Here is a 25812-nt window from a genome sequence, read left to right on the forward strand (position 1 = left end):
AGCGCGGCGCCGGTTGCGCTCAGCGGCCGGCGTAGCCGGCGCCGGCCAGCGCGTTGGCCAGCGCGTCCTCCAGCCGCGAGACGATCTCCGACAGGTCGGCCTCGCTGGCGATGAAGGGCGGCGCCAGCAGGATGTGGTCGCCGCGGCGGCCGTCGACGGTGCCGCCCATCGGATACACCATCAGGCCGCGCGCCAGCGCGCATTCCTTGACGGCCGCGTGCAGTTTCAGCTCCGGCTCGAAGGGCTGCTTGCCGTCGCGCTCGCGCACCAGCTCGATTCCCAGCAGCAGGCCGCGGCCGCGGATGTCGCCCACGTGCGGGTGCGCGCCGAAGGCCGCGCGCAGGCGCGCCATCAGCGAGGCGCCGCGCTGCGCCGCCGCCTCGACCAGGCGCTCGCCGGCCAGCACTTCCTGCACCGCCAGCGCGGCCGCCGCCGCCACCGGGTGGGCCGTGTAGGTGTGGCCGTGCTGGAAGGCGCCGCTGCCCTCGCGCAGGCGCGCCACGATGTGGCGCCGCGCCAGCACGGCGCCGACCGGCTGGTAGCCGGCGCCCAGCCCCTTGCCCAGCGCGACCAGGTCCGGCAGCACGCCCTCCTGCTCGATCGCGTACAGGCTGCCGCAGCGCCCCATGCCGCACATGACCTCGTCTATCATCAGCAGCAGGCCGTATTTGTCGCACAGCGCGCGCACGCCCTTGAAGTAGCCGGGCGTCGGCGGCACGGCGCCGGCCGTGGCGCCGACCACGGTTTCGGCGCAAAAGCCCAGCACCCGGTGCGGGCCGGCGGCGACGATGGCCGCCTCCAGTTCGGCCAGCAGGGCGGCCGTGTAGTCGTCCTGGCTCTGGCCGGGCGCGCGGCCGCGGTATTCGTAGCAGGGCGCCACGTGCGGCACGTCGATCAGCAGCGGCGCGAACGGCTGGCGGCGCCAGGCGTTGCCGCCCAGCGCCAGCGCGCCCAGCGTGTTGCCGTGGTAGCTCTGGCGCCGCGCGATGAAGACGCCGCGCTCGCCCTGGCCGGATTCGACGGCGTACTGGCGCGCCAGCTTCATCGCCGTCTCGACCGCCTCCGAGCCGCCCGACACCAGGTACACGGCGTCGAGGTCGCCGGGCGCGTCGGCCGCCAGCCGCTCGGCCAGCGCCTCGGCGGGCGCGCTGCTGAAAAAGCCGTTGTGGGCGTAGGCGAGCTGGGCGATCTGGCGCTGCATCGCCGCCAGCACGTGCGGGTGGGCGTGGCCCAGCGACGACACGGCGGCGCCGCCGCTGGCGTCGAGGTAGGCTTTGCCGTCGCTGTCGAACACGTGCATGCCGCGGGCGCCGACGGCCAGCGCCGGGGTGTGGCGCAGGCTGCGGTGGATGATGTGGCTCATGGCGTCCTCCTGACGGTAGGGGCGTCGCGGCGGGTGTTGCGTGCGGCGCCGACTTGATGACAATAAACGCGATCGGCGCCGATTTCTTTGATTTTTTCCGGTACATGTGCGAATATTTTCGAACGGCAAGTGCGACGCCACCCTTTCCCTCCCACCCGCCCACTCCCCATGACGGATCGCCTCGGCCCCATTCCCTTCGAGCAGCTCAGCGACGCGCAGCGGGCGGCGGCGCAGGCGGTCATCGACGGCCCGCGCGGCGCGCTGTACGGCCCCTTCGTGCCGCTGCTGCGCAGCCCGGAACTGATGGCGGCGGCGCAGCGCATGGGCGAATACCTGCGCTACCGCAGCGCGATCGGCGTGCGCCTGTCGGAGCTGGCGATCCTGGTCACGGCGCGGCAGTGGACCCAGCAGGTCGAATGGGCCATCCACGCGCCGCTGGCGCTGGCGAACGGCATCAAGCAGGACACCATCGACGCCATCGCCGCGCGCCGCCGCCCGGCCGCGATGGCGGCCGACGAGACGCTGGTGCACGATTTCTGCCTGGAGCTGCACCAGCGCCGCCAGGTGGCCGAGCCGACCTACGCGGCCGCGCTGGCGCTGTTCGGCGAGCAGGGCGTCGTCGACCTGATCGGCATCAACGGCTACTACACGTTTTTGTCGATGGTGATGAACAGCGCCCAGACGGCCGTGCCGGCGTCGCCGGCCGCGCCGCTGCCGGAGTAGCGGCCGGCGGGCGCGGCGAAAAATTGGTGAAAATGAGCTTGTTGCGCAATATATAATTGCCTTCCATTCATTTCGAAGACCATCAATGCGCACACGTCCTTCACCTTTTCTCGGCAGCCTCTTGCTGGCGCTGAGCCTGTCCCTGCCCGGCGCCGCCGTCCACGCCGGCGGCGCGCCCCAGGAAAGCGCCGCCGCCGCGCCCGGGCTGGAAAACTCGGTCGTCAAAGTGTTCTCCACGCTGCGCCGCCCGGACCCGTACAAGCCCTGGACCAAGGCCGCGCCGCAGGACGTCACCGGCTCCGGCGTGGTGATCGAGGGCCGCCGCATCCTCACCAACGCCCATGTGGTCGGCTACGCCAGCCAGGTGCAGGTGCAGGCCAACCAGGCCGGCGACAAGGTGTCGGCCAGCGTCGTCGCCATCTCGCGCGGCATGGACCTGGCCGTGCTCAAGCTGGACGACGAATCCTTCTTCAACGGCCGCCCGGCGCTGCCGCGCGCCAACGTGCTGCCGGAGGTGCGCGACGCCGTCTTCGCCTACGGCTACCCGACCGGCGGCACCTCGCTGTCGATCACCAAGGGCATCGTCTCGCGCATCGAATTCGTCCCCATCCACTACCCGGTGTCGGGCCTGCGCGTGCAGATCGACGCCGCCGTCAACCCCGGCAACAGCGGCGGCCCGGTGATCGCCGGCGACAAGATGGTCGGCCTGGCCTTCGCCGGCGCCAGCAACGCGCAGAACATCGGCTACATCATCCCGAACGAGGAGATCGAGCTGTTCCTGCGCGACGTCGCCGCCGGCCGCCAGGACGCCAAGCCGGCCATGTTCGACACCATGCAGACGCTGGAAAACCCGGCCATGCGCCGCTTCCTCAAGCTCGACAAGTCGGTCGAGGGCGCGGTGGTGGTGCAGCATGCCGGCCGCGGCGACGCCGCCTATCCGCTCAAGGAGTGGGACGTGGTCACCCGCATCGGCGACTACCCGGTCGACAACCAGGGCATGGTCAAGCTGGGCGCCAACGCGCGCGTGCGCTTCCAGTACCGGGTCCAGCAACTGGCGAAGAACGGCTTCGTGCCGCTGACCGTCGTGCGCAACGGCAAGCCGCTGACTGTGCAGCTGCCGGTGGCGCCGGCGCGGCCCCAGCTGATACCCAGCCTGCAGGGCGCCTACCCGTCGTTCTTCATTTATGGGCCGATCGTGTTTTCGCGCGCCACGGCGGAGTTCATGGCCGGGCCGGCCAGCAATCCCGGCACGCTGCAGGCGATGAGCTTCGTCGCCAATCCCCTGGTGACGCGGCGCGGCGACGAGCCCGACGCGGAGCACGAGGAACTGGTCGTCGTCAGCTCGCCGTTTTTCCCGCACAAGCTGGTGGCCGGCTATAACAACCGCTCCGGTTCGGTGCTGCAGTCGCTCAACGGCGTGCCGGTGCGCAGCCTGGGCCATCTGGTGGCGCTGCTGCGCGACAGCCAGGACGAGCTGCTGACGCTGCGCTTCGACCAGCGCGGCGTCGAAACCATCGTCCTGCCGCGCCAGGAGGTCATGGCGGCGACCGAGGCCATCCTCAGCGACAACGGCATCCGCGCCCAGGGCTCGGCCGACATGCTGGAGGTGTGGCAGCAGAAAAAAACCGCCGCCCAATAAGCAAAGGCCCGCGCGATGCGGGCCTTTTTTTGGCTGCCGGCGCGGCCTCAGGCCAGCACGCGGCGCAGCCAGGCGCCGATGTCGTCGACCTCGTCCTGGCACAGCGAATGCTGCATCGGGTAGTCGTGCCACTCGACCTGGTAGCCGAGCGCCTGCAGCGCCTCGCGCGACTGGCTGGCGCGCAGCAGCGGCACGACCGGGTCGGCGGTGCCGTGCGCCAGGAAGATCGGCGCGTGCTGGCCGGCCGGATGGCGCTCGGCGGCCGTCTTGTCGGCCAGCGGCAGGTAGCCGGACAGGCACAGCAGGCCGGCCAGCGGCTCGGGGTGGCGCAAGCCCGTTTGCAGGGCCATCGCACAACCCTGCGAGAAGCCGGCCAGGACGATGCGTTGGGCCGGGATGCCGCGCGCCTTCTCGCGCGCGATCAGCGCCTCGATCTGCGCCTGCGAGGCGCGCAGGCCGGCCTCGTCCTCGCGCCGGGTCAGGTCGGTGGCGACGATGTCGTACCAGGCCCGCATCACATAGCCGCCGTTGATCGTCACCGGCATGGTTGCCGCGTGCGGAAAGACGAAGCGGATGCCGGGCAGGCCAGACAGGTCCAGCTCGCGCACCAGCGGCACGAAGTCGTTGCCGTCGGCGCCCAGGCCGTGCATCCAGATGACGGCGGCGGCGGGGTTCGGCGCCGTCTCGATTTCGATGTGTTCCAACAGATTGCTCATCACTTTTCCTCGGGGGTGGTGGGCGCCGCGCGCAGCGCATTTTTCGGGCGGAAGGCTTTGCAGACGGCCGCGTCGGTTTCCATATAGGGGCCGCCGATCAGGTCGACGCAGTAGGGCACGGCGGCGAAGATGCCGCCGACGAGCTGGACGCCGGCGGCGTCCTTCAAGCCCTCCAGGGTTTCCTTGATGGCCTTCGGCTGGCCCGGCAAATTCATGATCAGGGCGGCGTGGTCCGGCGTTTCGCGTATCACCGCCAGCTGGCGCGACAGGATCGCCGTCGGCACGAAGCGCAGGCTGATCTGCCGCATCTGCTCGCCGAAGCCGGGCATTTCCTTGCTGCCGACGGCCAGCGTCGCCTCGGGCGTGACGTCGCGCCGGGCCGGGCCGGTGCCGCCGGTGGTCAGGACCAGGTGGCAGCGGGCCGTGTCGACCAGCTCGACCAGCGTCGCCTCGATTTGCGCGCGCTCGTCCGGGATCAGCCGCGTTTCGAGGCGGAAGGGCGTCGTCAGCGCCGTGCCGAGCCAGTCGCGCAGGGCCGGAATGCCCAGGTCCTGGTAGACGCCGCCGCTGGCGCGGTCGGAGATCGACACCAGGCCGATCACCAGTTCATCTTGATTGCTTGTCATGGTTTACCCGTCGTAAAAACCACAAAACCGGGCTGGTCCCGGTTTTGTCGCATGGTCCAGGCGGCCGCGCCAGCCGGGGACGGAGCCCGCGCGGGGCCGTCCTCGCTGGCCGCCGCGCTTATTCCTCGTCCTGCTCCTGCTCCTGCGCCTCGTCGTCCGCGTCCGCGTCGTCCTTGCCGGCCGCCGATTTCTTGGCGATCTGCTTGAGGATCTGGAAAATCTCGCGGTAAGCCTTGGGCGGCTTGTTCTCGGCCTGCTCCTTGCGGGCGTTGCGGATCAGCGTGCGCAGGTGCTGGGCGTCCAGCTCGGGATTCTCCGACAGCAGCGTGGTCAGCGCCTTGTCGTCCGTCAACAGCTTCTCGCGGCGGCGCTCCATCGCGTGCATGATGGCCGTGTCGGACTTCGACAAGCCCTTCCAGCTGTCGATGGTGCGCTGGATCGCCGCCACTTCGGCCTCGTCCAGGGTGCGCATCTTCTTGCCGACGTATTGCAACTGGCGGCGGCGGCCTTCGTGGTCCTTGATCAGCTGGCATTCGAGGATGGCGTCGCGCACGTCCTCGGGCATCGGCACGCGCTTGACGCGGTCGCGCGCTTCGTTGACCAGCTCTTCGCCCAGCTTTTGCAGGACGGTCATTTGGCGTTTGAGCTCCGATTTCGACGGACGCTCGTATTCCTGCTCGAATTCGGAGGATTGGAAGCCGCAAGCTCCCCGGTTTGGATTTGGCATGATAAGTCGATTTGGCGTGCTGCCATATCTGTAAACTGTAAACGACTGCTATGATAACTGTTTTAACGGTCTTCCGAAGAAAACAGCTCATGAACGACTCCGTATTTACCCACAGCCAGGACCAATTGAAGCAACTTGCGCGCGATGTGTTGTCTTTTGCGCGAGAGAAGGGCGGCACCGACGCCGCCGTCGAAATTAGTGAAGGCGGTGGCTTGTCGGTTTCCGTTCGCAAGGGCAAGGTCGAGACGATCGAGCAGAACAAGGACAAGGGCATGGGCGTGACGGTCTTCGTCGGCCAGAAGCGCGGCAACGCCAGCACCTCGGACTTTTCGCCGGCGGCCCTGCGCGCCACGGTCGACGCCGCCTACAACATCGCCCGCTTCACGGCTGACGACGACTGCGCCGGCCTGGCCGACGCCGACATGCTGGAAATGGCGCCCCGCGACCTGCAGCTGTTCCACCCCTGGCTGATCTCGGCCGAGGAGGCCGTGGCGCTGGCCCAGCGCGCCGAGGCGGCCGCCTTCGCCGTCGACCCGCGCATCACCAACAGCGAGGGCGCCGGCGTGCACGTGCAGCAGTCGCACTTCGTGTCGGCCAACTCGCGCGGCTTCATCGGCGGCTATCCGTTCTCGCGCCACACGCTGTCGGTGGCGCCCATCGCCGGCAAGGGCGCCAAGATGCAGCGCGACGACTGGTACTCGTCGGTGCGCGACGCCAGCAAGATGGCGGCGCCCGAGGCGATCGGCCGCTACGCCGCCGAGCGCGCGCTGGCGCGCCTGAACGCCCGCAAGCTCGACACGCGCAACTGCCCCGTGCTGTTCGAGGCGCCGCTGGCCGTCGGCCTGCTGGGCGCCTTCGTCCAGGCCACCTCGGGCGGCGCGCTGTACCGCAAATCGACCTTCCTGCTCGACTCGCTGGGCAAGCAGGTGCTGCCGGCGCACATCCAGATCGTTGAAGATCCGCACATCATCGGCGGCGTCGGCTCGGCCCCGTTTGACGAGGAGGGCGTCAGGACGCAGCGCCGCGACGTCGTCAAGAACGGCGTCGTGCAGGGCTACTTCCTGTCGACCTACTCGGCGCGCAAGCTCGGCATGCAAACGACGGGCAACGCGGGCGGCTCGCACAACCTGTCGCTGACGTCGACGAAAACCCGGCGCGGCGACGACTTCGTCGCGATGCTGAAGAAAATGGGCACGGGCCTGCTGGTGACCGAGCTGATGGGCCAGGGCACCAACTACGTGACGGGCGACTATTCGCGCGGGGCCTCCGGCTTCTGGGTGGAAAACGGCGTGATCCAATACCCCGTCGAGGAAATCACCATCGCCGGCAACATGCGCGACATGCTGAGCCAGATCGTCGCCGTCGGCACCGACGTGCTGCTGCGCGGCACCAAGCAGACCGGCTCCATCCTGATCGAAAACATGGTCGTCGCCGGCAGTTAAACCCCCTGGGTAGGGGACAGACCACGATTTTCGAAACCCCTGAGCCGGGGACAGACCACGATTTCCGGGAAAGCTTTCTCGAAAGCTTTCCCGGAAATCGTGGTCTGTCCCCATGTGTCTCTGCGCCGCCGCAGAATATTTCCGTTGCACGCCACGTCTCCCACCTCTACACTAGCCCCGGCATATCGCATGCTGCAGCGTTTTCTTCGTGACGTAAAACTTCGGGAGACACACAATATGGAACGTCGTTCCTTTCTAAAAAAAGCGGCAGTGGGCGCATCGGCAGGCGCCATCGCGGCACCGGCCCTGGCCCAAGCGCTACCTACCATCAACTGGCGCCTGGCGTCGAGCTTCCCCAAGTCCCTGGACACCATTTTCGGCGCCTCCGACACCTTCACCAAGCGCATCGCGCAACTGACCGGCGGCAAGTTCAACATCCGCTCCTACGCGGCCGGCGACATCGTCCCCGGCCTGCAGGTGATGGACGCCGTCCAGGCCGGTACGGTCGAATGCGGCCACAGCGCCTCCTACTATTACTTCGGCAAGGACGCCGCCTTCGCCTTCGACTGCGCGGTGCCCTTCGGCCTGACCTCGCGCCAGCACACGGCCTGGTTCGACCAGGGCGGCGGGCGCGAGCTGACGCGCGAATTTTTCAAGGGCTACGGCATCATCAACTTCCTGGGCGGTAATTCCGGCACCCAGATGGGCGGCTGGTTCCGCAAGGAAGTCAAATCCGTGGCCGACTTGAAGGGCACGAAGATGCGCGTCGGCGGCTTCGCCGGCCGCGTGCTGGAGCGCCTCGGCCTGGTGCCGCAGCAACTGGCCGGCGGCGACATCTACCCGGCCCTGGAAAAGGGCACGATCGACGCGGCCGAGTGGGTCGGCCCCTACGATGATGAAAAGCTGGGCTTCTACAAGGTCGCGCCGTATTACTACGCGCCGGGCTGGTGGGAGGCGGGCGCCTCGTTCTCGTTCTACGTCAACATCAAGGAATGGGAAAAGCTGCCGAAGGAGTACCAGGCGGCGATCGAGGCGGCCTCGTATGAGGCCCACGTCGTCATGCAGGCCGAATACGACGCGCGCAATCCGGCGGCGCTGGCGCGTTTGCTGAAGAACGGCGTGAAGCTGCGCAACTTCCCGAAAGACACGATGGACGCCTGCTACAAGGCGGCCAACGAGGTGATGGAGGAGGAGGCGGCAAAGAACGCCAAGTTCAAGAAGATCTATGAGCCATGGAAGCGTTTCCGCCAGGACCAGAACCAGTGGGCTTCGGTGGCCGAGGCGACCATGCAAAACTACCTGATCAGCGCCGGCCGCAAATAAAGCCGCCGCCGTTCCCGCCCAACCCGCAGCCATTGCGGGTTTTTTTATGCGCCTGTTTGTTTCATTTGGGCATAAATATTGATCTAAGTAGGTGTTCGGCGATAACTAAAATGTTAATATAAATGCTTATGTATTTGTATTTACTTTGTTGAAAGGATAGTCCGAACATGAAGCAAAATTTTTCCCTGCGCAGTCTCGCCGCCGCGTCGCTGCTGGTTTGCGCCGCCGCCGCGCCGGCGTATGCCGCCGTTATTGATTTTGACGACATCGTGGTCCCGCCGACCTCGAATCACATGGATACCACCGTCCTCGACTATGCTTACCAGGGCTTTACCTGGTCTGGCGGGGCGGGGGGCTACAGCTGGCTGGTTTCGCCGGCGGCTGCCGCACCCTATTTAAGTTTTCCGGGCGTGGCGACGCATTCCGGGCCTAATTTTGCGTGGACAAATGGCTCTAGCGATGTGTCCCTGTCGGCCTCCCACACCTTCAATGTCGACAGCTTCTGGGCGCGCGATCTGAGCGGCACGGACCAGGCCGTCGCGCACGGCTATCTGAACGGCGTGGAAATCTTCACCCGGACGCTGCGGATGGCCGATACGTATCAGCAGTTCAATCTGCATTTCAATGGCATCGACACGCTGACCCTGACCAACCATGGCAATTTGTTGATCGACGATATCAGCATCTCGGCCGTGCCTGAGCCGACCAGCTACGCGATGCTGCTGGGCGGCCTGGCGCTGTTGGGCGGGATCGCGCGCCGCCGCAAGGGCGCCGCCGCGCAATAAGGTGCGCCGGGCAGCAGTCAGCCCGTCAAGCGCCACCAGCCCCGCCGAGCGTCGCGGGGCTTTTTATTAATTGTCTACATTGATTGACTTGCAATATTTGAGATGTTAGCATTTTTTCTTCCTCAATTTGAAAGTCCATCATGCCGCGCCTGCCCGCCCTCATCCTTTCCCTCAATTTGCTGTTGTTGGCCGGCGTGACGCAGGCGGCCCCCAATCTGTTGAGCAACGGCTCGTTCGAGCAGCCCGGCATCCATAGCCAGTACGCCCTGTACAGCAGCGGCTCCAAGGCCATCGCCGGCTGGACCGTCGTGGGCGCCGACGTCCAGCTCACGCGCACCGAGTTTGTCCCCGCCGCCGACGGCAAGAACTGGGTCGACCTGACCGGCGTCTACGGCTACGACAAGGGCTTGCGTTCGGATGCCGTGCGCACCACGGCCGGCCAGCATTACCGGCTGTCGTTCGACCTGGGCGACTACTATTTGGCGGGCTTCCAGACGGCGACGCTGGCGGTCAGCATCAACGGCGCCCCGCAGACGCTGTTCACCAACGTTTACCAGGGCGGGGTGATGGACTGGGAGCGCATGTCCTTCGACTGGGTGGCCAACAGCGGCAGCGCGCAGATTACCTTCCTCGGCGTGGCGAACGGCAAGCTCAGCAACAATGCCGTCATCGGCCTGGACAACGTCGTCTTCGAGCAGCTCTCCGCCGTGCCGGAACCGTCCACCTATGCCATGCTGCTGGCGGGGCTGGCGCTGGTCGGCGCGGCGATGCGGCGCAAGGCCGGCTGATTTCTTCCCCGCGAAGCTAGTGCCGGCGCCTGCCCAGCACGATGTGCAGCACGCTCAGCGCCGCCAGCGCCAGTCCGGCCACCCAGTGCACGCCAGACCACAGCGGCCGGTCGCTTTCGCCGGCCAGATAGTAGAGCCCGAAGCCGGTGGCGATCAGCAGCGCGAACGTGGCGATCATGGCCCAGCCCGACACCAGGTTACGGCCCGCCTTCAGCGCGCGGCGGATGTGGGCGTTCATCAGGCTGCCGAGAAAGAACAGCGCGGCCATCGCGCTGGCGCCGTGCAGTTTCATGGCCCATGGTTCGAGCGGGTGGATGGCCTCGCCGAATTCGCCGGGCGTGCGCAGGAAGTAATGCGCCAGCAGCCAGGCGGCCCCGCTGAGCAGCAGAGCGGCGCCGCTGGCGTAGAGGCAATGGCGGTGCCAGCGCTCCAGGCGCAGGTTGATGTGGTGGCGCGCGTGCGCGTGCGGGGTGGCGGGTTTGTGGGAGTGCATTGTCTAGATTATAAGGGCTGAGGCGCCGAAGGCCGCCAGCGCCGGGTGTTGTGCGTCGCCGCTGGCCAGCACGACCTTGGTCAGGGCGTCCGCCGCGGCGCAGGCGGGCGCCAGCACCGTGACGCTGGCGGCGCCGCCGGCCGGCTTGCCGTCGCGGCCGTCGACGAAGGCGCCGACCGGGACGCCGTCCTGGACCCTGGCGGAGAAGTAGTTGGCCGAGGTGGCCAGCGCGCCATCGCGCAGCGGCAGTTCGGCGGCGGCGCTTTGGGGCCGCCATGGCGCGCGTATCGCCACCGGAAATGTGGCCGCGCCGAGTACGCGCAGGTCGCCGCCGGCGTTGACGCAGGCGCTGCGCACGCCGGCCCGCGCCAGCGCGGCGACGGCCAGGTCGACCGCGTAACCCTTGGCGATGCCGCCCAGGTCGATCCAACCGGGTGCGTGCTTGCGCACGGCGCCGTCGCGCTCGCAGCCCAGCACGTCCAGGCCGGGCCGGTAGCGCGGCGCCGCGGCGCGCGGCGCCGGCAGGTAGTTCCAGGCCACCAGTTGCGGCGCGCAAGCGATGTTGAAGATGCCGTCCGAGGCGGCCGCGACGCGCTGCGCCAGTTGCAGCACGCGCCAGGTGTGCTCGTGCACGCTCGTCAGCGTGCCGGGCGCGGCCAGATTCAGGCGCGCGACGTCGCTGGCGCCGTCGTGGAAGCTCATCAAGCGGTGCACCAGCGCGATGTCGGCGAAGGCCAGCGCCGCCGCGCGGTGGGCCTCGGCGTCCGGCAGCGGATCGGCGATGTGGATGTCGACCAGCGTGCCCAACCAGGGCTGGGCACGGCGTATCATTTTTTCAGCACCACCTGGGCGATGGCGGCGATGCGCCGCACGCCGTCGGTGACGTGGGTGGCGGACAAGGTCGCGCCGCTGATGTTGGCGATGCCTTCGCCCACGCTCAAACCGGCCGGCGCCGTCTTGCCGACGAATTGTTTGCGCCATGCCGGGTTGCGGATTTCGCCGCCGTGGCTTTCGCGGTAGCTCAGGATTTCCACCTGGCGCACGCTGGCGTCGAGGTTGACGCCGACGGCGTAGGAGATCAGCTCGAACTTGCCGATGACGTCGTCGAGGATCAGATAGCCGATCGCCGCGTCGGCCTTGTAGGCGGCGAACACGCGCCAGTGGACCGAGCGCGCCGGCAGGCCGGCCAGTTTTTCGACCTGCTGCATCTGCGCCGTGTTCAAGGCCACATTCTGTTCCCGGAAGCTGTTCGCCTCCGGGAACATCAGGCGCTGCGCCTGCTCCACGTTCAGGTACTGGGTGGCAAAGGCGGGCGCGCTGGCCGCGCTGGCCGCCAGCGCGGCCAGGTGCAGGTTTTTCATCATGCGCCGATGTTAGTATGAAAAGCCGACGCCCAGGTTCAGGCGGTCGCGCGTTTTGTCTTCGCGGAATTTCTGGTAGTCGGCCTTCAGCACCACGCCTTCGCCCACTTTCAGGTTGGCGCCGACGGTGACGACTTTTTCATCGACGGCCGGCGTCACGCCCACGCCCTGCGGCACGCCCTTGAAGCTTTTCGCCGTGTTGTACTGTTCGTAGCGCAGGAAGGGGCTCAGCGTGTAGTCGCCCGCCTTCAGCAGTTGGTAGGCGGCCTGCAGATACCAGCCGGCGAAGGCGCTCGGTATCGGGTTCGGCTGGCCGATGTTGAGCTGGTTGACGGCCTCGGTGTTGCTGATCTGGCCGCGCGCGTACAGCGCCGACAAGTCCCACTGGCCCGGCGTGTAGCGGCCGTGCAGGTCGAGCACCGTGATGCGCGCGTCGTTGGCGGCGAAATCGGCCGTCTTGTGGCCGGCCTTGCCGGTGAAGACGGAGCCGCCCAGCAGCAGGCCGGGCACGCCGCGCCAGTTCAGCGCGCCGTGCACGCTCAGGTCGCGCGACTTGGCCAGCTGGCCTTCCTGGTGGATGTTGCCCAGCGGCGATTCGCGGCCTTCGCCGTCGGCGTTGAAGACCCATTTGCTCAGGTCGAAACCGGTGGTGACGCCGACGTCCCAGCTCAGGCCGTTGGCGAATTCGCCCGACAGGCCGAGGCCGGCTTCGCGCCAGGTCGAGGGGATGATCGCCGTCTCGACGAAATTGCGCTCGACGCCGTAGTAGGCGGTCGGCTCATGGTTGGTGTTGAGCAGGCCGACCGGCATCAGGAACAGGCCGGCCTTGGCGCGCAAGCCGTTGCCGAATTCGCGTTCGACGTACAACTGCTCGACTTCAAATTCGCCCTTGTCGTCGGCCGAGACGACGGCGTGTTCCAACTCGAACTCGCCGACCACCTTGGTCTTCTCGTCGAAGCGGTGCTGGATGCCGATGACGGCGCGCCGCAAGTCGCTCTGGGCCGCGCTGGCATTCTTGGTCGGGCGGTTGTAATTGATTTCGCCGTAGCCGCTCAGCACGGTGGCCGGCGCGGCGCCGGAGGCGCTTGCGACCCCGCTTGCGGCCCCGCTCGCGGCCGGCGCGGCGGCGACCTGCGCCGTCAATGCCTGCTGGCGCTGCTCGACGACTTCGGTCTTCTTGACGCTGGCCCGCAACTCGCTTTTCAGCTGTTCCAGCTCGGCGGCCATCTTTTCTATGCGTTGCAGCAATTCGGCTTCGCCGGCGCTGGCGGCCAGCGGCGCGCCCAGGAATGCGGCCGCGACGGCGGCGGCGATCATATGTTTGCTCATCATGGTGGAGTCTCTTTCAATAATGGGATTAGTGTGCGGTGTAGCCGTCCGTGAGCGTGCCGAGGAATTTCACGACATCGCCGATTTCGCTTTCCGACATTGCCGGCGCCATGCCGGGCTGGCGGTTGTAGGGCACTTCGGCGACGTTGACGTAGCGGCGGTACTGCGGCGGCAAGTCGTTGAACTTGTCGACCTGGCCGTCGGCGCCCAGCGGATACCACTCCTCCGGATGGGTATCGCGGCGCACATAGAAGCGCGTCACCTCGGTCAGGTCGGTGAAGGCGCCGTTGTGGAAGAACACCTTGCGGGTGGCGACGTTGCGCAGCGTCGGCACCTTGAAGGCGCCGCACAGGTCGGCGCGGTCGGCCAGGTCGGTGCGGTCCGGGCCGCACAGGCCCAGGTCGAAGTAGGCCGGGTCGAGCGTGGCGGCGATGCGCGGGTTGCGCGGCACGCCGAGGTTGTCGAAGCTGAAGTCGGTGAACAGCGGCGGCGCGCCGTCGGCGCCGCGGGTGCTGGTGTGGCAGGCCGCGCAATTGCCCTTGGTGGGGTTGTTGAACAGGGCCAGGCCGCGCAATTCGGCCTCGTCCAGCTTGGCTTTGCCGGCCAGGAACAGGTCGTATTTCGAGTCGTAGGGGTGGAAGGCCGGGTCTTCCTTCTGGTATTGCTGCAGCGCGAAGGTGATGCGTCCGAACGCCTGCTCCGGGTTGTCGAAGATGGCGGCGCCGAAGACGGCGCGGAACTGCCCGGCGTAGGCCGTGCTCTTCACGCGGGCGACCACGTCCGCCTTGCTGGCGTTGGCCATCTCGTGCGGCGCCAGGAAGGGGCGCGCGGCCTGCTCGGCCAGCGAGGCGGCGCGGCCGTCACGGTTGATGCCGCCGGTTGGCGTGCCGTCCTTGGCGAAGAAAAAGGCCGGGTTCAGGTCCAGGTAGCGCAGCGACGGCGAGGCGCGGAAGCCCTGCACGTCGCCGTTCGGACCGCCCAGCTGGACGGCCAGGCTGTCGCTCTGGGCATGGGCGTTGGCGGGGTTATGGCAACTGGCGCAGGATTGCTTGCCGGACGCCGACAGCGACGCGTCGCTGAAGATTTTCTCGCCCAGCGTGGCGGCCTGGCTCAGTTTGCTGACGGGATCGACGGGCGTGGTCGCGCCCGGCGTGCCGGCGCCGCTCCCGCCGCAGGCGGCCAGGGCCAGCGCCAGCGTGGCGGCGGCGAGACGGGAAAGCGCGGGCAGGGGCGCGGACGGCCGTGTTGTTATATTGTTTTCCATCGCTTGGTGGTGAATGTAAAAGAAGGGGGCGCTAGGCCGCAAATGAGAATGATTGTAATTTACGCTTGTTGATGTTGCAATTAGGCAGCAAGAACTAGTGCGTGGGCGGGGCGCGGCGATATCGGGGGGACGGAGGCGGAAACGCCGGCTGGCAGAGGCGGCGCGGGGTTTGTCCCCATGCAAGACGGCGGCAAGGCGCTGTTGTTTTTTTGCACGGCCTGGACTGGCCGGGGCGGGGCGGCGGCCGGCCGCGTCAATCCGCAGCCGGCCTTGGTGGTGGGCGCTTACTTCGCGCGCAGCGTCTGCAGGATGGGTTGCAGGACGGCCTGGCCCAGGCGCACGCTGCGCGGACCGCTCCAGCCCGCCTGCGGGTCAGGATCGTTGGCATTGTCCTTGAACGGCATTTCCAGCGTCAGCGCCAGGCAGCCGAAGGCGTGCGTGATGTGCGGCGAGCCCATCGTCAGCACTTCCGGCGTGAACGGGCCTTCCGGATAGCCGACGGCGTTCTGGAAGTCCGGGCTGGCGACCTTGAAGTCGGCGATGAAGCGTTCCTGCTCGGCCTTTTGCGCCGGCGTGAACGTTTCCAGCGCGTCGCTGCCGGCCATGAACACATACGGCAAGCCTTCGTCGCCGTGGATGTCGAGGAACAGGTCGCAACCGACTTCGTGCATCTTGTTTTTCACGCACAGCACTTCCGGGCTGCGCTCCAGCGTCGGCGTCATCCATTCGCGGTTCAGGTTGGCGCCGGCCGCGTTGGTGCGCAGGTTGCCGCGCACCGAGCCGTCCGGGTTCATGTTCGGCACCACGTAGAACACTGCGTCCTTGAGCAACTGGCGGGCGAAGGGGTTGGCGCCGTCGAGCAGGGCGTCGAGCATGCCCTCGACAAACCATTCGGCCATCGTCTCGCCCGGATGCTGGCGCGCGATCACCCACACTTTATGGGCGGCGTCGGGGTTGCCGACGACCAGCAGGTTCATGTCGCGGCCCTCGACGCTGCTGCCCAGGTCGAGCATGTGCACCAGCGGCGAGGCCTGGGCGTTGTCGAGCAGGGCCAGGTGGCGGTCCCACGGGTAGGGCTCGAAGTAGGCGTAGTAGACGCTGTCCTCTTCCGGCGTGTGCTCGATCGTCATGACCTTGCCGTCGTAGCTGGTGGGCACGCGGAACCAGGTTTCGCGGTCGTAGCTGGCGACGGCCTGGTAGTCGACCCAGCCGTCCGGGTAGGCTGCCGCGCTGGCGTTGAGGAAGCGCATCGTGCACGCTTCGGCCTGGGCGCCCTGCAGGCGGAAGTAGAACCATTGGATGATGTCGGAGTGCGAGTCTTTGCGGATGTTCAGTTCGATCGCGTGCGGCGCGTCGGCGCGCAGGACGTCGATGGCGCCGGCGTCGAACTGGTGGCTGATTTTGATAGACATGGGATGGCTTCCTAGTGAATTCGAGACGGTGTGTTTTTGCATCTGTGTGCAAGTCGTTCATGATACTAGTTTTGCCAGTGTTGCATAAAGTTGCGCATCGGAATCTGCCTATTGCCAGCGCGCGGAGACGCCCCTACACTAGAGCGGCGCATGACAAACTTGTCATTTATGCATACGAGAATAAAAACTTCCGGAGACTTGTTATGGAACGTCGTTCCTTTTTGAAAAAAGCCGCCGTGGGCGCCACGGCCGGCGCGGCCATCGCGGCGCCGGCGCTGGCGCAGACCCTGCCGACGGTCAGCTGGCGCATGGCGTCGAGCTTCCCGAAAACCCTGGACACGATTTTCGGCGCCGCCGACCTGTTCGTGAAACGGGTCGCCATGCTCACCGGCGGCAAATTCCAGATCCGCCAGTTCGCCGCCGGCGACATCGTGCCGGGCCTGCAGGTGATGGACGCGGTCCAGGCCGGCACGGTGGAAATGGGCCACACGCCGTCTTACTATTACTTCGGCAAGGATCCGACGTTCGCCTTCGACTGCGCCGTGCCCTTCGGCCTGACGTCGCGCCAGCAGACGGCGTGGATGGACCAGGGCGGCGGCCGGGCGCTGATGCGCGAATTCTTCAAGGGCTATGGCATCGTCAATTTCTTCGCGGGCAACACCGGCACCCAGATGGGCGGCTGGTATCGCAAGGAAATCAAGACGATGGCCGACATCAAGGGCTTGAAAATCCGTATCGCCGGTTTCGCCGGCCGCGTCATGGAGCGCCTGGGCGCCGTGCCGCAGCAGATTCCCGCCGGCGACGTCTACGCGGCCCTGGAAAAGGGCACGATCGACGCGGCCGAATGGGTCGGCCCCTACGACGACGAGAAGCTGGGCCTGGTCAAGGTGGCGCCGCATTACTATTCGCCGGGCTGGTGGGAGGCCGGGCCGCAACTGTCCTTCTACATCAACATCAAGGAGTGGGAGAAGCTGCCGAAGGAATACCAGGCGGCGATCGAGGTGGCCAGCTACGAGTGCCACGTCGTCATGCAGGCCGAGTACGACGCGAAGAATCCGGCGGCGCTGGCGCGGCTGATGAAGAACGGCGCCAAGCTGCATAATTTCTCCAAGGAAATCATGGACGCCGCCTTCAAGGAGTCGACCGCCGTGATGGAGGAGGAGGCGGCCCGCAACGCCAAGTTCCGCAAGGTCTACGAGCCGTGGAAGCGTTTCCGCCATGACCAGAACCAGTGGGCCTCGGTGGCCGAGGCGACGATGCAGAACTATCTGATCGGCGCCGGCCGCAAGTAAGCCGCGCCGCCGCCGGCGCGGCGAGAATTTTCTCGCCCGGCCCGGCAAACCGGATTACACTCGTGCATCACTTTAACGGGGGGCGGGGATGCTCTGGTCGCGCTTGTGCCTGTGTGCTGTGTTGCTGCTGCCCGCCTGGGCGCAGGCCGTCAAGCTGCGCCTGTGCGTCGACGCCCGCCCGCATCCGCCCTTCCTGACGCCCGACGGCGGCGGCAGCGTCGGCCTGCTGATGCGGCTGGCGGCGGCCGAGGTCGGCGTCGAACTGGAGCTCTACCACGCGCCGGTGACGCGCTGCCGCGAGGAAATCCGCGCCAACCTGGCCGACGGCTATCCGAGCGCCTCGCACACGCCGTCCTGGCTGCCGCTGCTCGACTATCCGATGAAGAAGGGGCGCCCGGACCCGGCCCGCTCGGTGCTGTTCGTGCGCGTGCTGGCCTTCCAGCGCAAGGGCGGCGGCGTCGACTGGGACGGCCGGCGCTTCGCCCGGCTGGCCACGCCGGTGCTGGTGGCCTACGGCAGCGTCTTGATCGGCGACCGCCTGGCGGCGCTGCGGCAGCCCAGCGATACCACCGGCAAGAACCTGGACGTGGTGTTCGCCAAGCTGCTGGCCGGCCGCGGCGACGTCGCGCTCGGCTGGGAGCAGGACGGCCTGAACTTGATGGGCAAGCCCGAGTTCGCCGGCAAGGTCGAGGCGCTGTCCCTGCCCTTCGCCGAGGAGTGGTTTTACCTGGGCCTGTCGAAACGCTTTTACCAGCAGTACCCGGGCGTCGCCGAGCAGTTGTGGGCCGCCATCGGGCGCCTGCGCAATTCGCCGCTGTACCTGGACGCGCTGCGCGAGCCCCTAGCGCAAACCGCCAAAGCGCTCAAAGAATGAGTCTTGCGCCGGCGGCGCGTTGGCGTCTTCGCGCCGCAGCGTCGCCATGATGTGCTCCTCGGCGCCGGCGTAGAGCAGGCGGTACAGCGCGCGCGTCAGGTCGTAGGCGGCGCTGCCCGGCCACGGTTCCGGCAGCAGTTCGACGGGCAGTTGCGGGTCGTGCAGCTGGACGCGGCGGTAGGCGTGGATCAGCAGCGAGCGGATCACGAAGGCTTGCTCGGGCGCCACCGGCTGCGCCTGCAGCACGGCCAGCAGCGGCGCGAACTGGGCGATGAATTGGGCATACGCCTGGACCACCACGGACAGGTCCCAGCCCTCGTCGATCATGGCGCGCAGCGGCCGCTGCGTCACGCCCGGCAGCTCGGTGGCGCGGCAGACGTAGAGCTTGCCCTGCACGCCGTGGCGGCCGAGGATGTCGTCGAGCACCCCGGCGTCGGCGCCCGGGTGGCCGAAGACGCCCGGCGCGATCACGCTATAGCCTTCCCACAGCAATTCCTTGCGCAGCGCGCCGCGCTCGGCCGCGCCGACGCTGCCGTTCGAGCCGATCAGGATGGTCCAACTGCCGTCCCAGTGGGTGCGCAGCGGCGCGTAGATGCGCCGGTAGGCGCGGCCGAAGCGGGCCAGCGCGTCCGGCACGATGGTGTAGGCGCTGCGCCGGCCGTCGCGCTGCGCCCCCAGCCAGCCCTCCTGCGCCAGGCGGAACACGCTGGTGCGCAGCAGGCGGTCGTTGACGCCGAACGGCGCCAGCAGCTCGATCAGGCTGCCCAGCCAGATCATGCCGCCGTGCGGCACGATGGCGTCGCCGAAGATCGTCATCACCAGCGACTTCGAACGCGGCGGGTCGCTGGCCAGGAAGTGGCTGATCCATTCGGTGCTGCTGGTCTTCGTCATCGGGGCCTCGGGGCGTTTGTTCGGTGAAATCGTCGCAGGCAGCAGTTTACTTTGCGTGGCGATGGGCGCAGCATTATTTTTGCACGCGACGCCGGCAAAGTGCACATAAGATACGGAATTTGTAAATGATTCAAATCAAGTGTATTCAAATCTAATTTTGTATCGTATTATTCTTCCATCGTACCGCAGCGCCGCGCCACCACACGACTTGGAGAGTGATCATGTACGCACAAATGGTTGAAACCGGCCTCAAGAACGTCCGCTCCGCCGCCGACATGGGCGCCGAGGAGCTGGCCTTCCAGGCCCGCATCGACGCCGGCATCAAGATCGAGGCCAAGGATTGGATGCCGGACGCCTACCGCAAGACGCTGGTGCGGCAAATCTCCCAGCACGCCCACTCGGAAATCGTCGGCCAGCTGCCCGAGGGCAACTGGGTGACCCGCGCGCCTACGCTCAAGCGCAAGTCCATCCTGCTGGCGAAGATCCAGGACGAGGCCGGCCACGGCCTGTATCTGTACAGCGCCGCCGAAACGCTGGGCGTGTCGCGCGACGAGCTGCTCGCCGCGCTGCACTCCGGCAAGGCCAAGTATTCCAGCATTTTCAATTACCCGACCCTGAGCTGGGCCGACATGGGCGCCATCGGCTGGCTCGTCGACGGCTCCGCCATCATCAACCAGATTCCCCTGTGCCGCTGCTCCTACGGCCCGTATGCCCGCGCCATGATCCGCGTCTGCAAGGAGGAATCCTTCCACGCCCGCCAGGGCTACGACATCATGATGAGCCTGTGCCAGGGCTCGGCCGCGCAAAAGGCCATGGCCCAGGACGCACTGAACCGCTGGTGGTGGCCGTCGCTGATGATGTTCGGCCCGTCCGACGCCGAATCCGTCAACAGCGCCCAGTCGGCGCAGTGGCGCATCAAGCTGTTCTCGAACGACGAGCTGCGCCAGCGCATGGTCGACCAGACCGTGCCGCAGATCGAGTACCTGGGCTTGAGCGTGCCCGACCCGGACCTGAAGTTCAACGCCGAGACGGGCCACTACGAGTTCGGCGCCATCGACTGGGCCGAGTTCCACAACGTCTTGAAGGGCAACGGCCCGTGCAACCGCGAGCGCCTGCAAACCCGCGTCAAGGCTTACGAGGACGGCGCCTGGTTCCGCGATGCGCTGCTGGCTTACGCCGACAAACACGCAGATGTCAAAGCTGCGGCTTAACTGAGGAGAGATGCATGAGCAAAGAATGGCCATTGTGGGAAGTCTTCATCCGCAGCCAGCACGGCCTGGCGCACAAGCACGTCGGCAGCCTGCACGCGTCCGACGCGGAAATGGCGGTCAACAACGCGCGCGACGTCTACACGCGGCGCAATGAGGGCGTCAGCATCTGGGTGGTGCGCGCCGCCGACATCGTCGCCAGCAGCCCGGCCGACAAGGGCGCCTTGTTCGAGCCGTCCAACAGCAAGGTGTACCGCCATCCGACCTTCTTCCCGATGCCGGAAGAAGTCAAAAACCTGTGACGCGCGGAGACTGCGATCGTGGATGACAAAGTCAATTACCTGCTGCGCCTGGGCGACAACGCGCTGATCCTGAGCCAGCAACTGTCGCAGTTGTGCGGCAAGGGGCCGGCGATGGAAGAGGACATGGCGCTGACCAACGTCGCGCTGGACCTGCTGGGCCAGACCCGCTTGTGGCTGGACTACGCCGGCGAGCTGGAGGGCGCCGGCCGCGGCGAGGACCAGCTGGCCTTCCTGCGCGACGCGCACGACTTCAAGAACTGCCTGCTGCTGGAGCAGCCGAACGGCAATTACGCCGACACGGTGGTGCGCCAGTTCTACTTCGACACCTGGCACTACTTCCTGCTGCGCGGCCTGTGCCAATCGGGCGACGCCCGCATCGCCGAGGTGGCCGAGAAGTCGCTCAAGGAAGTCACCTACCACCTGCGCCGCAGCGGCGACCTGGTGGTGCGCCTGGGCGACGGCACGGCCGACAGCCACGCCAAGACCCAGGCCGCCGCCAGCCGCCTGTGGTCCTACACGGGCGAGATGTTCCGCTACGACGCCGTCGACGAGGCGATGGTCGCGGCCGGCGTCGCGCCCGCCGCGCCGGCGCTGCACGCGCAATGGCTGGAGCACGTCGGCGAAATTTTCGCCGAGGCGACCCTGGCGGCGCCGCCGGCCGACGCCTGGATGCAGCACGGCGGCAAGCAGGGCCGGCACACCGAGCACCTCGGCTTCATCCTGGCGGAGATGCAGTTCCTGCAGCGCGCCTATCCCGGCTCGGAGTGGTAAGTGGGCGCCGCGACGCCCAGCGCTGAACAAGTCTGGACCTGGCTGGGCGAGGTGCCCGACCCGGAGATCCCGGTGATTTCCGTGGTCGACCTGGGCATCGTGCGCGCCGTCGAGCTGCGCGGCGCCGAATGCGTGGTGACCATCACGCCGACCTATTCCGGCTGCCCGGCGATGGCCGTGATCGCGGCGGCCGTGACGGAGGCGCTGCAGCGGCACGGCCTTGCGCAGGTGCGGCTGGTGAATCAGCTGTCGCCGGCCTGGACCACCGACTGGATGAGCGAGAGCGGCAAGCGCAAGCTGAAAGGCTACGGTATCGCGCCGCCGGCGCAGCAGGCCATCGACATCAGCGGCCTGGCCGCCGGCGTCAAGCGCCGCCCGGCGGCCAGGCTGCTGGTGGTCTGCCCGAACTGCGGCTCCAGCCACACCGGATTGACCAGCCAGTTCGGCTCGACGCCGTGCAAGGCGCTCTACAAATGCCTGGACTGCAGCGAACCCTTCGACTACTTCAAGTGTCACTAGCGGCGGCCCGGCCGCCCGCAATGGAGAACCAGTACATGAGCAAATTTTATCCGCTGTCGGTATCGAACGTGCGCCATGAAACGCGCGACGCCATCGCCGTCACCTTCGCCGTGCCGCCGGAGCTGCGCGAGAGCTTCCGCTTCCAGCAGGGCCAGCACCTGACGCTGCGCGCCCACATCAACGCCGAGGACATCCGCCGCTCGTACTCGATCTGCTCGTCGGTGCAGGAGGGCGCGCTGCGCGTGGCGATCAAGCGCACGCCGGGCGGCGCCTTCTCGACCTGGGCCAACGACACGCTGAAGGCCGGCGCCACGCTCGACGTGATGCCGCCGATGGGCCACTTCAACGTGCCGCTGGCGGCCGACAACCGCAAGCACTACCTGGCCTTCGCCGCCGGCAGCGGCATCACGCCCATCCTGTCCATCATCAAGACCACGCTGCAGAGCGAACCGCACAGCCGCTTCACCCTGTTCTACGGCAACCGCGCCTCCTCGTCCGTCATCTTCAAGGAAGAATTGAGCGACCTGAAGGACAACTACCTGGAGCGCCTGAACCTGGCCTACGTGATGAGCCGCGAGCAGCAGGACATCGAGCTGTTCAACGGCCGCATCACGCAGGAAAAGTGCGAACAGTTCCTGCGGCACTGGATACGCATCGAGGACTTCGACCACGCCTTCATCTGCGGCCCGGAAGACATGATGCTGGGCGTCTCGGCGGCGCTGCAGGCGGCCGGCATGCCGAAGCAAAACATCAAGATCGAACTGTTCGCGGCCAGCATACCGAAGCACCAGCACCAGCCGCGCGCCCGCTCCGACGCCCAGGCGCAGCTGGCAACCCAGGTCACCGTCATCATGGACGGCAACCACACCACCTTCACGATGGAGCGCGACAAGGAATCCATCCTCGACGCCGGCCTGCGCCAGGGCATAGACATGCGCTATTCGTGCAAAGGTGGGGTATGCTCGACCTGCCGCTGCAAGCTGGTCGACGGCAAGGTCGACATGGACGTCAACTACGCGCTGGAAGACTACGAGATCGCCCGCGGCTTCGTCCTCAGCTGCCAGAGTTTTCCGGTGACCGACAGCGTCGTGGTCGACTTCGACCAGGCCGAATGAACCTTGGTTTTCCGCTCCCACGTAACCTTACCGAGACGCCCATGAACTACGCAAACATCCTCTTCGAGATCGGCGACGGCATCGCCAAGCTGACGCTGAACCGCCCCGACAAATTGAACAGCTTCACGAATGCGATGCACGAGGAGGTGCGCCACGCGATGGCGCGCATCCACGCCGACGCCAGCGTGCGCGTGATGGTGCTGACCGGTGCCGGGCGCGGCTTCTGCGCCGGCCAGGACCTGTCCGACCGCGCCGTCGAGCCGGGCAGCAAGGGCGTCGACCTGGGCGACTCCGTGGAAAAGAACTACGCGCCGCTGGTGCTGGCGCTGCGCGCCTTGCCGATGCCGGTGATCTGCGCCGTCAACGGCGTGGCCGCCGGCGCCGGCGCCAACCTGGCGCTGGCCTGCGACATCGTGCTGGCCGCCAAATCGGCCAGCTTCGTCGAAGCCTTCTGCCGCCTCGGCCTGATCCCCGACACGGGCGGCACCTACTTCCTGCCGCGCCTGGTCGGCACGGCGCGGGCGATGGGCCTGGCCATGCTGGGCGAAAAGCTGACGGCCGAAAAAGCCGAAAGCTGGGGCCTGATCTGGAAATGCATCCCCGACGAGTGCCTGGCCGGCGAAACGCTGGCCATGGCGCAGCATTTCGCCAGCGCGCCGACCAAGGGCCTGGCCTTCACCAAGCAGGCGCTGTACGCCAGCCCCGCCAACACGCTGCAGCAGCAACTGACGCTGGAATGCAACATGATGAGCGAACTGGGCAACAGCAACGACTACCGCGAGGGCGTCGCCGCCTTCATGGCCAAGCGCGTGCCTGAATTCAAGGGGAACTGAGCGATGCCAGCACTGACAACGGGCAGCGTCGTCGCCGTCATCGGCAGCGGCGCGATGGGCGCCGGCATCGCCCAGGTCGCGGCGGCCTGCGGCTACCGCGTGAAACTCTATGACAGCCGCGCCGAGGCGGTCGGCAAGGCGCTGGCCGAGATCGGCCAGATGTACCACAAGCTGGCCGGGAAGGGCCGCATGACAGCCGACGAGGCCGCCGCCGCGACGGCGCGCCTGCAGGGCGCCGCGACGCTGGCCGAGGTGGCCGACGCCGCCCTGGTGGTCGAGGCCATCGTCGAGAACCTCGACGCCAAGCGCGCCCTGTTCGCCGAGCTGGAAGGCATCGTCGGCGACGCCTGCATCCTGGCCACCAACACCTCGTCGATCTCGGTCACGGCCATCGCCGCCCAACTGCGCCTGCCGCAGCGCCTGGCCGGCATGCACTTCTTCAACCCGGTGCCGCTGATGGCGCTGGTCGAGGTGGTCAGCGGCCTGGCCACCGACGCGGCCGTCGCCGACACCGTCTTCGCCACCGCCGCCGCCTGGGGCAAGAGCCCGGTGCACGCGAAATCGACGCCGGGCTTCATCGTCAACCGCGTCGCCCGGCCTTTCTACGCCGAGGCCCTGCGCCTGCTGACCGAGCAGGCCGGCAGCGCCGCCAGCATCGACGCGGTGCTGCGCGAGGCGGGCGGTTTCCGCATGGGGCCGTTCGAGCTGATGGACCTGATCGGCCACGACGTCAACTTCTCGGTGACGCAGTCGGTCTTCCACGCCTATTTCAACGACCCGCGCTTCACGCCCTCGGTGCTGCAGCAGGAAATGGTCAACGCCGGCTTCCTCGGCCGCAAATCCGGGCGCGGCTTCTACCGCTACGGCGACGCCGCGGCGGCGCCGCAGCCGGACACCGAGGCGCCGCAGCCGCGCCCCGAATTCGTCAGCTACAGCGTGGCGGCGGGCAGCGGCAACGGCGGCGTCAGCGACGCGCTGGCGCGCCGCCTGCGGACGGCCGGCTTCAACATCGTCGAGCGCGACGCGGGCGCCAGCGAACATGGCGACGCGGCACCGGCCTTCCATTGCAACGGCGCCGCCATCTACCTGAGCGACGGCCGCAGCGCCACCGGGCGGGCGCGCGCCAACCAGCATCCCGACACGGTGCTGTTCGATCTGGCGCTGGACTACGCCGGCGCCACGCGCATCGCGCTGAGCCGCGCCGACCAGTGCAGCGCGTCCGCCTGGCAGGCCGCCGTCGGCCTGTTCCAGGCGGCCGGCTTCGCCGTCACGCGCCTCGACGACGTGCCCGGCCTGGCCGTGATGCGCACCGTCGCCATGCTGGCCAACGAGGCCGCCGACGCCGTCAACCAGGGCGTCTGCAGCGCCGCCGCCGTCGACATCGCCATGCAGAAGGGCGTCAACTACCCGCGCGGGCCGCTGGCCTGGGCCGACGCCGTCGGCCTTGCCCACATCGCCGCGGTGCTGCACAACCTCGCCGACAACTACGGCGAGGACCGCTACCGGGTGGCGCCGCTGCTGCGCCGCAAACTCGCCGCCGCGGGCACTTTCCATGCATAAGGACAACGACCCCGCCGCCGCGCTGGCGCTGGCCCGGGCCGCCGGCGCCGCCATGTTCGCGCGCGACCGCGCCAGCCAGGCGATGGGCATGCGGCTGGGCGAGATCCGCCCCGGCTATGCGCGCATGACGATGCCGGTGCGCGGCGACATGCTGAACGGGCACCAGAGCTGCCACGGCGGCTATATATTTGCCTTGGCCGACAGCGCCTTCGCATTCGCGTGCAACAGCCACAACCAAAACACGGTGGGCGCCGGCTGCACCATCGACTACCTGGCGCCCGGCCGCCAGGACGACGTGCTGACGGCCGAAGCGGTGGAACAATCGCTGGCCGGGAAAAGCGGCATCTACGACGTCAAGGTCAGCAACCAGGACGGCCGCCTGATCGCCCTGTTCCGCGGCAAATCCATCCGCGTCGCCGGCGAGGTCGTTCCCACGCCCATTTGAGAAGATTGAGG

General features: G+C 67.4%; 27 protein-coding genes. 16 read left to right on the top strand and 11 right to left on the bottom strand.

The features are described 5' to 3' along the window. Positions 1 to 19: 19 nt before the first annotated feature. Positions 20 to 1363, bottom strand: coding sequence for an aspartate aminotransferase family protein (locus OIK44_RS13550; protein ID WP_273671297.1), 1344 nt, complete (start codon positions 1361 to 1363; stop codon positions 20 to 22). Between the two features lie 168 nt (positions 1364 to 1531). Between OIK44_RS13550 and OIK44_RS13555 the strand changes: the two genes are divergently transcribed. Together OIK44_RS13555 and OIK44_RS13560 are read left to right on the top strand one after the other, a co-directional pair. Next, entirely contained in the window at positions 1532 to 2086 is a 555-nt protein-coding gene (locus OIK44_RS13555) for a carboxymuconolactone decarboxylase family protein (protein WP_273671298.1), read from the top strand. A gap of 85 nt (positions 2087 to 2171) precedes the next feature. After that, positions 2172 to 3725 carry a S1C family serine protease gene (locus tag OIK44_RS13560; protein ID WP_273671299.1) on the top strand — a complete coding sequence of 518 codons (1554 nt, stop codon included), beginning with the start codon at positions 2172 to 2174 and terminating at the stop codon, positions 3723 to 3725. Between the two features lie 47 nt (positions 3726 to 3772). Here OIK44_RS13560 and OIK44_RS13565 read toward each other — a convergent pair whose 3' ends face one another. The 3 genes from OIK44_RS13565 to yjgA all read right to left on the bottom strand — a co-directional run bounded on the left by OIK44_RS13565 (position 3773) and on the right by yjgA (position 5794). Next, positions 3773 to 4441, bottom strand: a complete 669-nt coding sequence (locus OIK44_RS13565; RefSeq protein WP_273671301.1) for an alpha/beta hydrolase — start codon at positions 4439 to 4441, stop codon at positions 3773 to 3775. Continuing rightward, on the bottom strand, positions 4441 to 5067 hold the full coding sequence (mog, locus tag OIK44_RS13570) for a molybdopterin adenylyltransferase (protein WP_273671302.1): 627 nt from the start codon (positions 5065 to 5067) through the stop codon (positions 4441 to 4443). Before mog ends, OIK44_RS13565 begins: the two co-directional genes overlap by 1 nt. A 118-nt stretch (positions 5068 to 5185) precedes the next feature. After that, positions 5186 to 5794, bottom strand: coding sequence for a ribosome biogenesis factor YjgA (gene yjgA, locus OIK44_RS13575; RefSeq protein WP_273671303.1), 609 nt, complete (start codon positions 5792 to 5794; stop codon positions 5186 to 5188). 89 nt (positions 5795 to 5883) lie between these two features. On the opposite strand from yjgA, the gene pmbA reads away from it, so the two are divergent. The 4 genes from pmbA (at position 5884) to OIK44_RS13595 (ending at position 10132) form a co-directional block, all read left to right on the top strand. Next, the gene (gene pmbA / locus OIK44_RS13580) at positions 5884 to 7236 is read left to right on the top strand and encodes a metalloprotease PmbA (RefSeq protein WP_273671304.1); all 1353 of its coding nucleotides are present in this window, start codon (positions 5884 to 5886) and stop codon (positions 7234 to 7236) included. 237 nt (positions 7237 to 7473) lie between these two features. Further along, positions 7474 to 8559: a TRAP transporter substrate-binding protein gene (locus tag OIK44_RS13585; protein ID WP_273671305.1), complete on the top strand. Its 1086-nt coding sequence runs from the start codon at positions 7474 to 7476 to the stop codon at positions 8557 to 8559. 167 nt (positions 8560 to 8726) lie between these two features. After that, complete coding sequence (locus tag OIK44_RS13590) at positions 8727 to 9344, top strand: PEP-CTERM sorting domain-containing protein (protein WP_273671306.1); 618 nt, start codon at positions 8727 to 8729, stop codon at positions 9342 to 9344. 140 nt (positions 9345 to 9484) lie between these two features. Further along, positions 9485 to 10132: a PEPxxWA-CTERM sorting domain-containing protein gene (locus tag OIK44_RS13595; RefSeq protein ID WP_273671308.1), complete on the top strand. Its 648-nt coding sequence runs from the start codon at positions 9485 to 9487 to the stop codon at positions 10130 to 10132. 16 nt (positions 10133 to 10148) lie between these two features. On the opposite strand, the gene OIK44_RS13600 is transcribed toward OIK44_RS13595, so the two are convergent. The 6 genes from OIK44_RS13600 to OIK44_RS13625 form a co-directional block, all read right to left on the bottom strand. Continuing rightward, positions 10149 to 10625 carry a DUF4405 domain-containing protein gene (locus OIK44_RS13600; protein ID WP_273671310.1) on the bottom strand — a complete coding sequence of 159 codons (477 nt, stop codon included), beginning with the start codon at positions 10623 to 10625 and terminating at the stop codon, positions 10149 to 10151. 3 nt (positions 10626 to 10628) lie between these two features. After that, positions 10629 to 11456, bottom strand: a complete 828-nt coding sequence (locus tag OIK44_RS13605) for an FAD:protein FMN transferase (protein ID WP_273671312.1) — start codon at positions 11454 to 11456, stop codon at positions 10629 to 10631. Next, positions 11453 to 11989, bottom strand: coding sequence for an FMN-binding protein (locus OIK44_RS13610; protein WP_273671313.1), 537 nt, complete (start codon positions 11987 to 11989; stop codon positions 11453 to 11455). The genes OIK44_RS13605 and OIK44_RS13610 overlap by 4 nt, the downstream gene beginning before the upstream one ends. 9 nt (positions 11990 to 11998) lie before the next feature. Then, a complete protein-coding gene (locus tag OIK44_RS13615) occupies positions 11999 to 13318 on the bottom strand; it encodes an outer membrane beta-barrel protein (RefSeq protein ID WP_273671314.1) in 1320 nt (439 codons plus the stop codon). A 25-nt stretch (positions 13319 to 13343) separates the two neighbouring features. After that, the gene (locus OIK44_RS13620) at positions 13344 to 14579 is read right to left on the bottom strand and encodes a cytochrome-c peroxidase (protein ID WP_273671315.1); all 1236 of its coding nucleotides are present in this window, start codon (positions 14577 to 14579) and stop codon (positions 13344 to 13346) included. 284 nt (positions 14580 to 14863) lie between these two features. Beyond that, entirely contained in the window at positions 14864 to 15991 is a 1128-nt protein-coding gene (locus tag OIK44_RS13625) for a M14 family metallopeptidase (protein WP_273671316.1), read from the bottom strand. A 203-nt stretch (positions 15992 to 16194) separates the two neighbouring features. On the opposite strand from OIK44_RS13625, the gene OIK44_RS13630 reads away from it, so the two are divergent. Further along, on the top strand, positions 16195 to 17283 hold the full coding sequence (locus OIK44_RS13630; protein ID WP_273671317.1) for a TRAP transporter substrate-binding protein: 1089 nt from the start codon (positions 16195 to 16197) through the stop codon (positions 17281 to 17283). A gap of 88 nt (positions 17284 to 17371) precedes the next feature. Continuing rightward, the gene (locus OIK44_RS13635; protein ID WP_273671318.1) at positions 17372 to 18157 is read left to right on the top strand and encodes a type 2 periplasmic-binding domain-containing protein; all 786 of its coding nucleotides are present in this window, start codon (positions 17372 to 17374) and stop codon (positions 18155 to 18157) included. Here the strand turns inward: OIK44_RS13635 and paaX are convergent. Further along, the gene (gene paaX / locus OIK44_RS13640; RefSeq protein WP_273671319.1) at positions 18125 to 19048 is read right to left on the bottom strand and encodes a phenylacetic acid degradation operon negative regulatory protein PaaX; all 924 of its coding nucleotides are present in this window, start codon (positions 19046 to 19048) and stop codon (positions 18125 to 18127) included. The two genes, OIK44_RS13635 and paaX, sit on opposite strands and share 33 nt — an antisense overlap. Positions 19049 to 19269: 221 nt before the next feature. Between paaX and paaA the strand changes: the two genes are divergently transcribed. Genes paaA through paaI form a run of 8 tightly spaced genes read left to right on the top strand, consistent with a single transcriptional unit; the run spans position 19270 to position 25801 of the window. After that, positions 19270 to 20259 carry a 1,2-phenylacetyl-CoA epoxidase subunit PaaA gene (gene paaA / locus OIK44_RS13645; protein ID WP_273671320.1) on the top strand — a complete coding sequence of 330 codons (990 nt, stop codon included), beginning with the start codon at positions 19270 to 19272 and terminating at the stop codon, positions 20257 to 20259. A gap of 14 nt (positions 20260 to 20273) precedes the next feature. After that, entirely contained in the window at positions 20274 to 20558 is a 285-nt protein-coding gene (paaB, locus tag OIK44_RS13650; RefSeq protein WP_093382317.1) for a 1,2-phenylacetyl-CoA epoxidase subunit PaaB, read from the top strand. 18 nt (positions 20559 to 20576) lie between these two features. After that, positions 20577 to 21329 carry a 1,2-phenylacetyl-CoA epoxidase subunit PaaC gene (gene paaC, locus OIK44_RS13655; RefSeq protein ID WP_273671324.1) on the top strand — a complete coding sequence of 251 codons (753 nt, stop codon included), beginning with the start codon at positions 20577 to 20579 and terminating at the stop codon, positions 21327 to 21329. Then, positions 21330 to 21848, top strand: a complete 519-nt coding sequence (paaD, locus tag OIK44_RS13660; RefSeq protein ID WP_273671326.1) for a 1,2-phenylacetyl-CoA epoxidase subunit PaaD — start codon at positions 21330 to 21332, stop codon at positions 21846 to 21848. Between the two features lie 35 nt (positions 21849 to 21883). Beyond that, positions 21884 to 22963 carry a 1,2-phenylacetyl-CoA epoxidase subunit PaaE gene (gene paaE / locus OIK44_RS13665; RefSeq protein WP_273671328.1) on the top strand — a complete coding sequence of 360 codons (1080 nt, stop codon included), beginning with the start codon at positions 21884 to 21886 and terminating at the stop codon, positions 22961 to 22963. A 41-nt stretch (positions 22964 to 23004) separates the two neighbouring features. Then, the gene (gene paaG / locus OIK44_RS13670) at positions 23005 to 23796 is read left to right on the top strand and encodes a 2-(1,2-epoxy-1,2-dihydrophenyl)acetyl-CoA isomerase PaaG (RefSeq protein ID WP_273671330.1); all 792 of its coding nucleotides are present in this window, start codon (positions 23005 to 23007) and stop codon (positions 23794 to 23796) included. Between the two features lie 3 nt (positions 23797 to 23799). Next, the gene (paaH, locus tag OIK44_RS13675) at positions 23800 to 25356 is read left to right on the top strand and encodes a 3-hydroxyacyl-CoA dehydrogenase PaaH (RefSeq protein WP_273671332.1); all 1557 of its coding nucleotides are present in this window, start codon (positions 23800 to 23802) and stop codon (positions 25354 to 25356) included. Next, positions 25349 to 25801, top strand: a complete 453-nt coding sequence (gene paaI, locus OIK44_RS13680) for a hydroxyphenylacetyl-CoA thioesterase PaaI (protein ID WP_273671334.1) — start codon at positions 25349 to 25351, stop codon at positions 25799 to 25801. The genes paaH and paaI overlap by 8 nt, the downstream gene beginning before the upstream one ends. Positions 25802 to 25812: the final 11 nt, after the last annotated feature.

This window comes from Janthinobacterium fluminis, from assembly GCF_028595325.1.
Taxonomy (GTDB): domain Bacteria; phylum Pseudomonadota; class Gammaproteobacteria; order Burkholderiales; family Burkholderiaceae_D; genus Janthinobacterium; species Janthinobacterium fluminis.

Coding starts and splice junctions, on each gene's coding strand:
- OIK44_RS13550 (WP_273671297.1), bottom strand. CDS start 1,363: ATGAGCCACATCATCCACCGCAGCCTGCGCCACACCCCGGCGCTGGCC.
- OIK44_RS13555 (WP_273671298.1), top strand. CDS start 1,532: ATGACGGATCGCCTCGGCCCCATTCCCTTCGAGCAGCTCAGCGACGCG.
- OIK44_RS13560 (WP_273671299.1), top strand. CDS start 2,172: ATGCGCACACGTCCTTCACCTTTTCTCGGCAGCCTCTTGCTGGCGCTG.
- OIK44_RS13565 (WP_273671301.1), bottom strand. CDS start 4,441: ATGAGCAATCTGTTGGAACACATCGAAATCGAGACGGCGCCGAACCCC.
- mog (WP_273671302.1), bottom strand. CDS start 5,067: ATGACAAGCAATCAAGATGAACTGGTGATCGGCCTGGTGTCGATCTCC.
- yjgA (WP_273671303.1), bottom strand. CDS start 5,794: ATGCCAAATCCAAACCGGGGAGCTTGCGGCTTCCAATCCTCCGAATTC.
- pmbA (WP_273671304.1), top strand. CDS start 5,884: ATGAACGACTCCGTATTTACCCACAGCCAGGACCAATTGAAGCAACTT.
- OIK44_RS13585 (WP_273671305.1), top strand. CDS start 7,474: ATGGAACGTCGTTCCTTTCTAAAAAAAGCGGCAGTGGGCGCATCGGCA.
- OIK44_RS13590 (WP_273671306.1), top strand. CDS start 8,727: ATGAAGCAAAATTTTTCCCTGCGCAGTCTCGCCGCCGCGTCGCTGCTG.
- OIK44_RS13595 (WP_273671308.1), top strand. CDS start 9,485: ATGCCGCGCCTGCCCGCCCTCATCCTTTCCCTCAATTTGCTGTTGTTG.
- OIK44_RS13600 (WP_273671310.1), bottom strand. CDS start 10,625: ATGCACTCCCACAAACCCGCCACCCCGCACGCGCACGCGCGCCACCAC.
- OIK44_RS13605 (WP_273671312.1), bottom strand. CDS start 11,456: ATGATACGCCGTGCCCAGCCCTGGTTGGGCACGCTGGTCGACATCCAC.
- OIK44_RS13610 (WP_273671313.1), bottom strand. CDS start 11,989: ATGATGAAAAACCTGCACCTGGCCGCGCTGGCGGCCAGCGCGGCCAGC.
- OIK44_RS13615 (WP_273671314.1), bottom strand. CDS start 13,318: ATGATGAGCAAACATATGATCGCCGCCGCCGTCGCGGCCGCATTCCTG.
- OIK44_RS13620 (WP_273671315.1), bottom strand. CDS start 14,579: ATGGAAAACAATATAACAACACGGCCGTCCGCGCCCCTGCCCGCGCTT.
- OIK44_RS13625 (WP_273671316.1), bottom strand. CDS start 15,991: ATGTCTATCAAAATCAGCCACCAGTTCGACGCCGGCGCCATCGACGTC.
- OIK44_RS13630 (WP_273671317.1), top strand. CDS start 16,195: ATGGAACGTCGTTCCTTTTTGAAAAAAGCCGCCGTGGGCGCCACGGCC.
- OIK44_RS13635 (WP_273671318.1), top strand. CDS start 17,372: ATGCTCTGGTCGCGCTTGTGCCTGTGTGCTGTGTTGCTGCTGCCCGCC.
- paaX (WP_273671319.1), bottom strand. CDS start 19,048: ATGACGAAGACCAGCAGCACCGAATGGATCAGCCACTTCCTGGCCAGC.
- paaA (WP_273671320.1), top strand. CDS start 19,270: ATGTACGCACAAATGGTTGAAACCGGCCTCAAGAACGTCCGCTCCGCC.
- paaB (WP_093382317.1), top strand. CDS start 20,274: ATGAGCAAAGAATGGCCATTGTGGGAAGTCTTCATCCGCAGCCAGCAC.
- paaE (WP_273671328.1), top strand. CDS start 21,884: ATGAGCAAATTTTATCCGCTGTCGGTATCGAACGTGCGCCATGAAACG.
- paaG (WP_273671330.1), top strand. CDS start 23,005: ATGAACTACGCAAACATCCTCTTCGAGATCGGCGACGGCATCGCCAAG.
- paaH (WP_273671332.1), top strand. CDS start 23,800: ATGCCAGCACTGACAACGGGCAGCGTCGTCGCCGTCATCGGCAGCGGC.
- paaI (WP_273671334.1), top strand. CDS start 25,349: ATGCATAAGGACAACGACCCCGCCGCCGCGCTGGCGCTGGCCCGGGCC.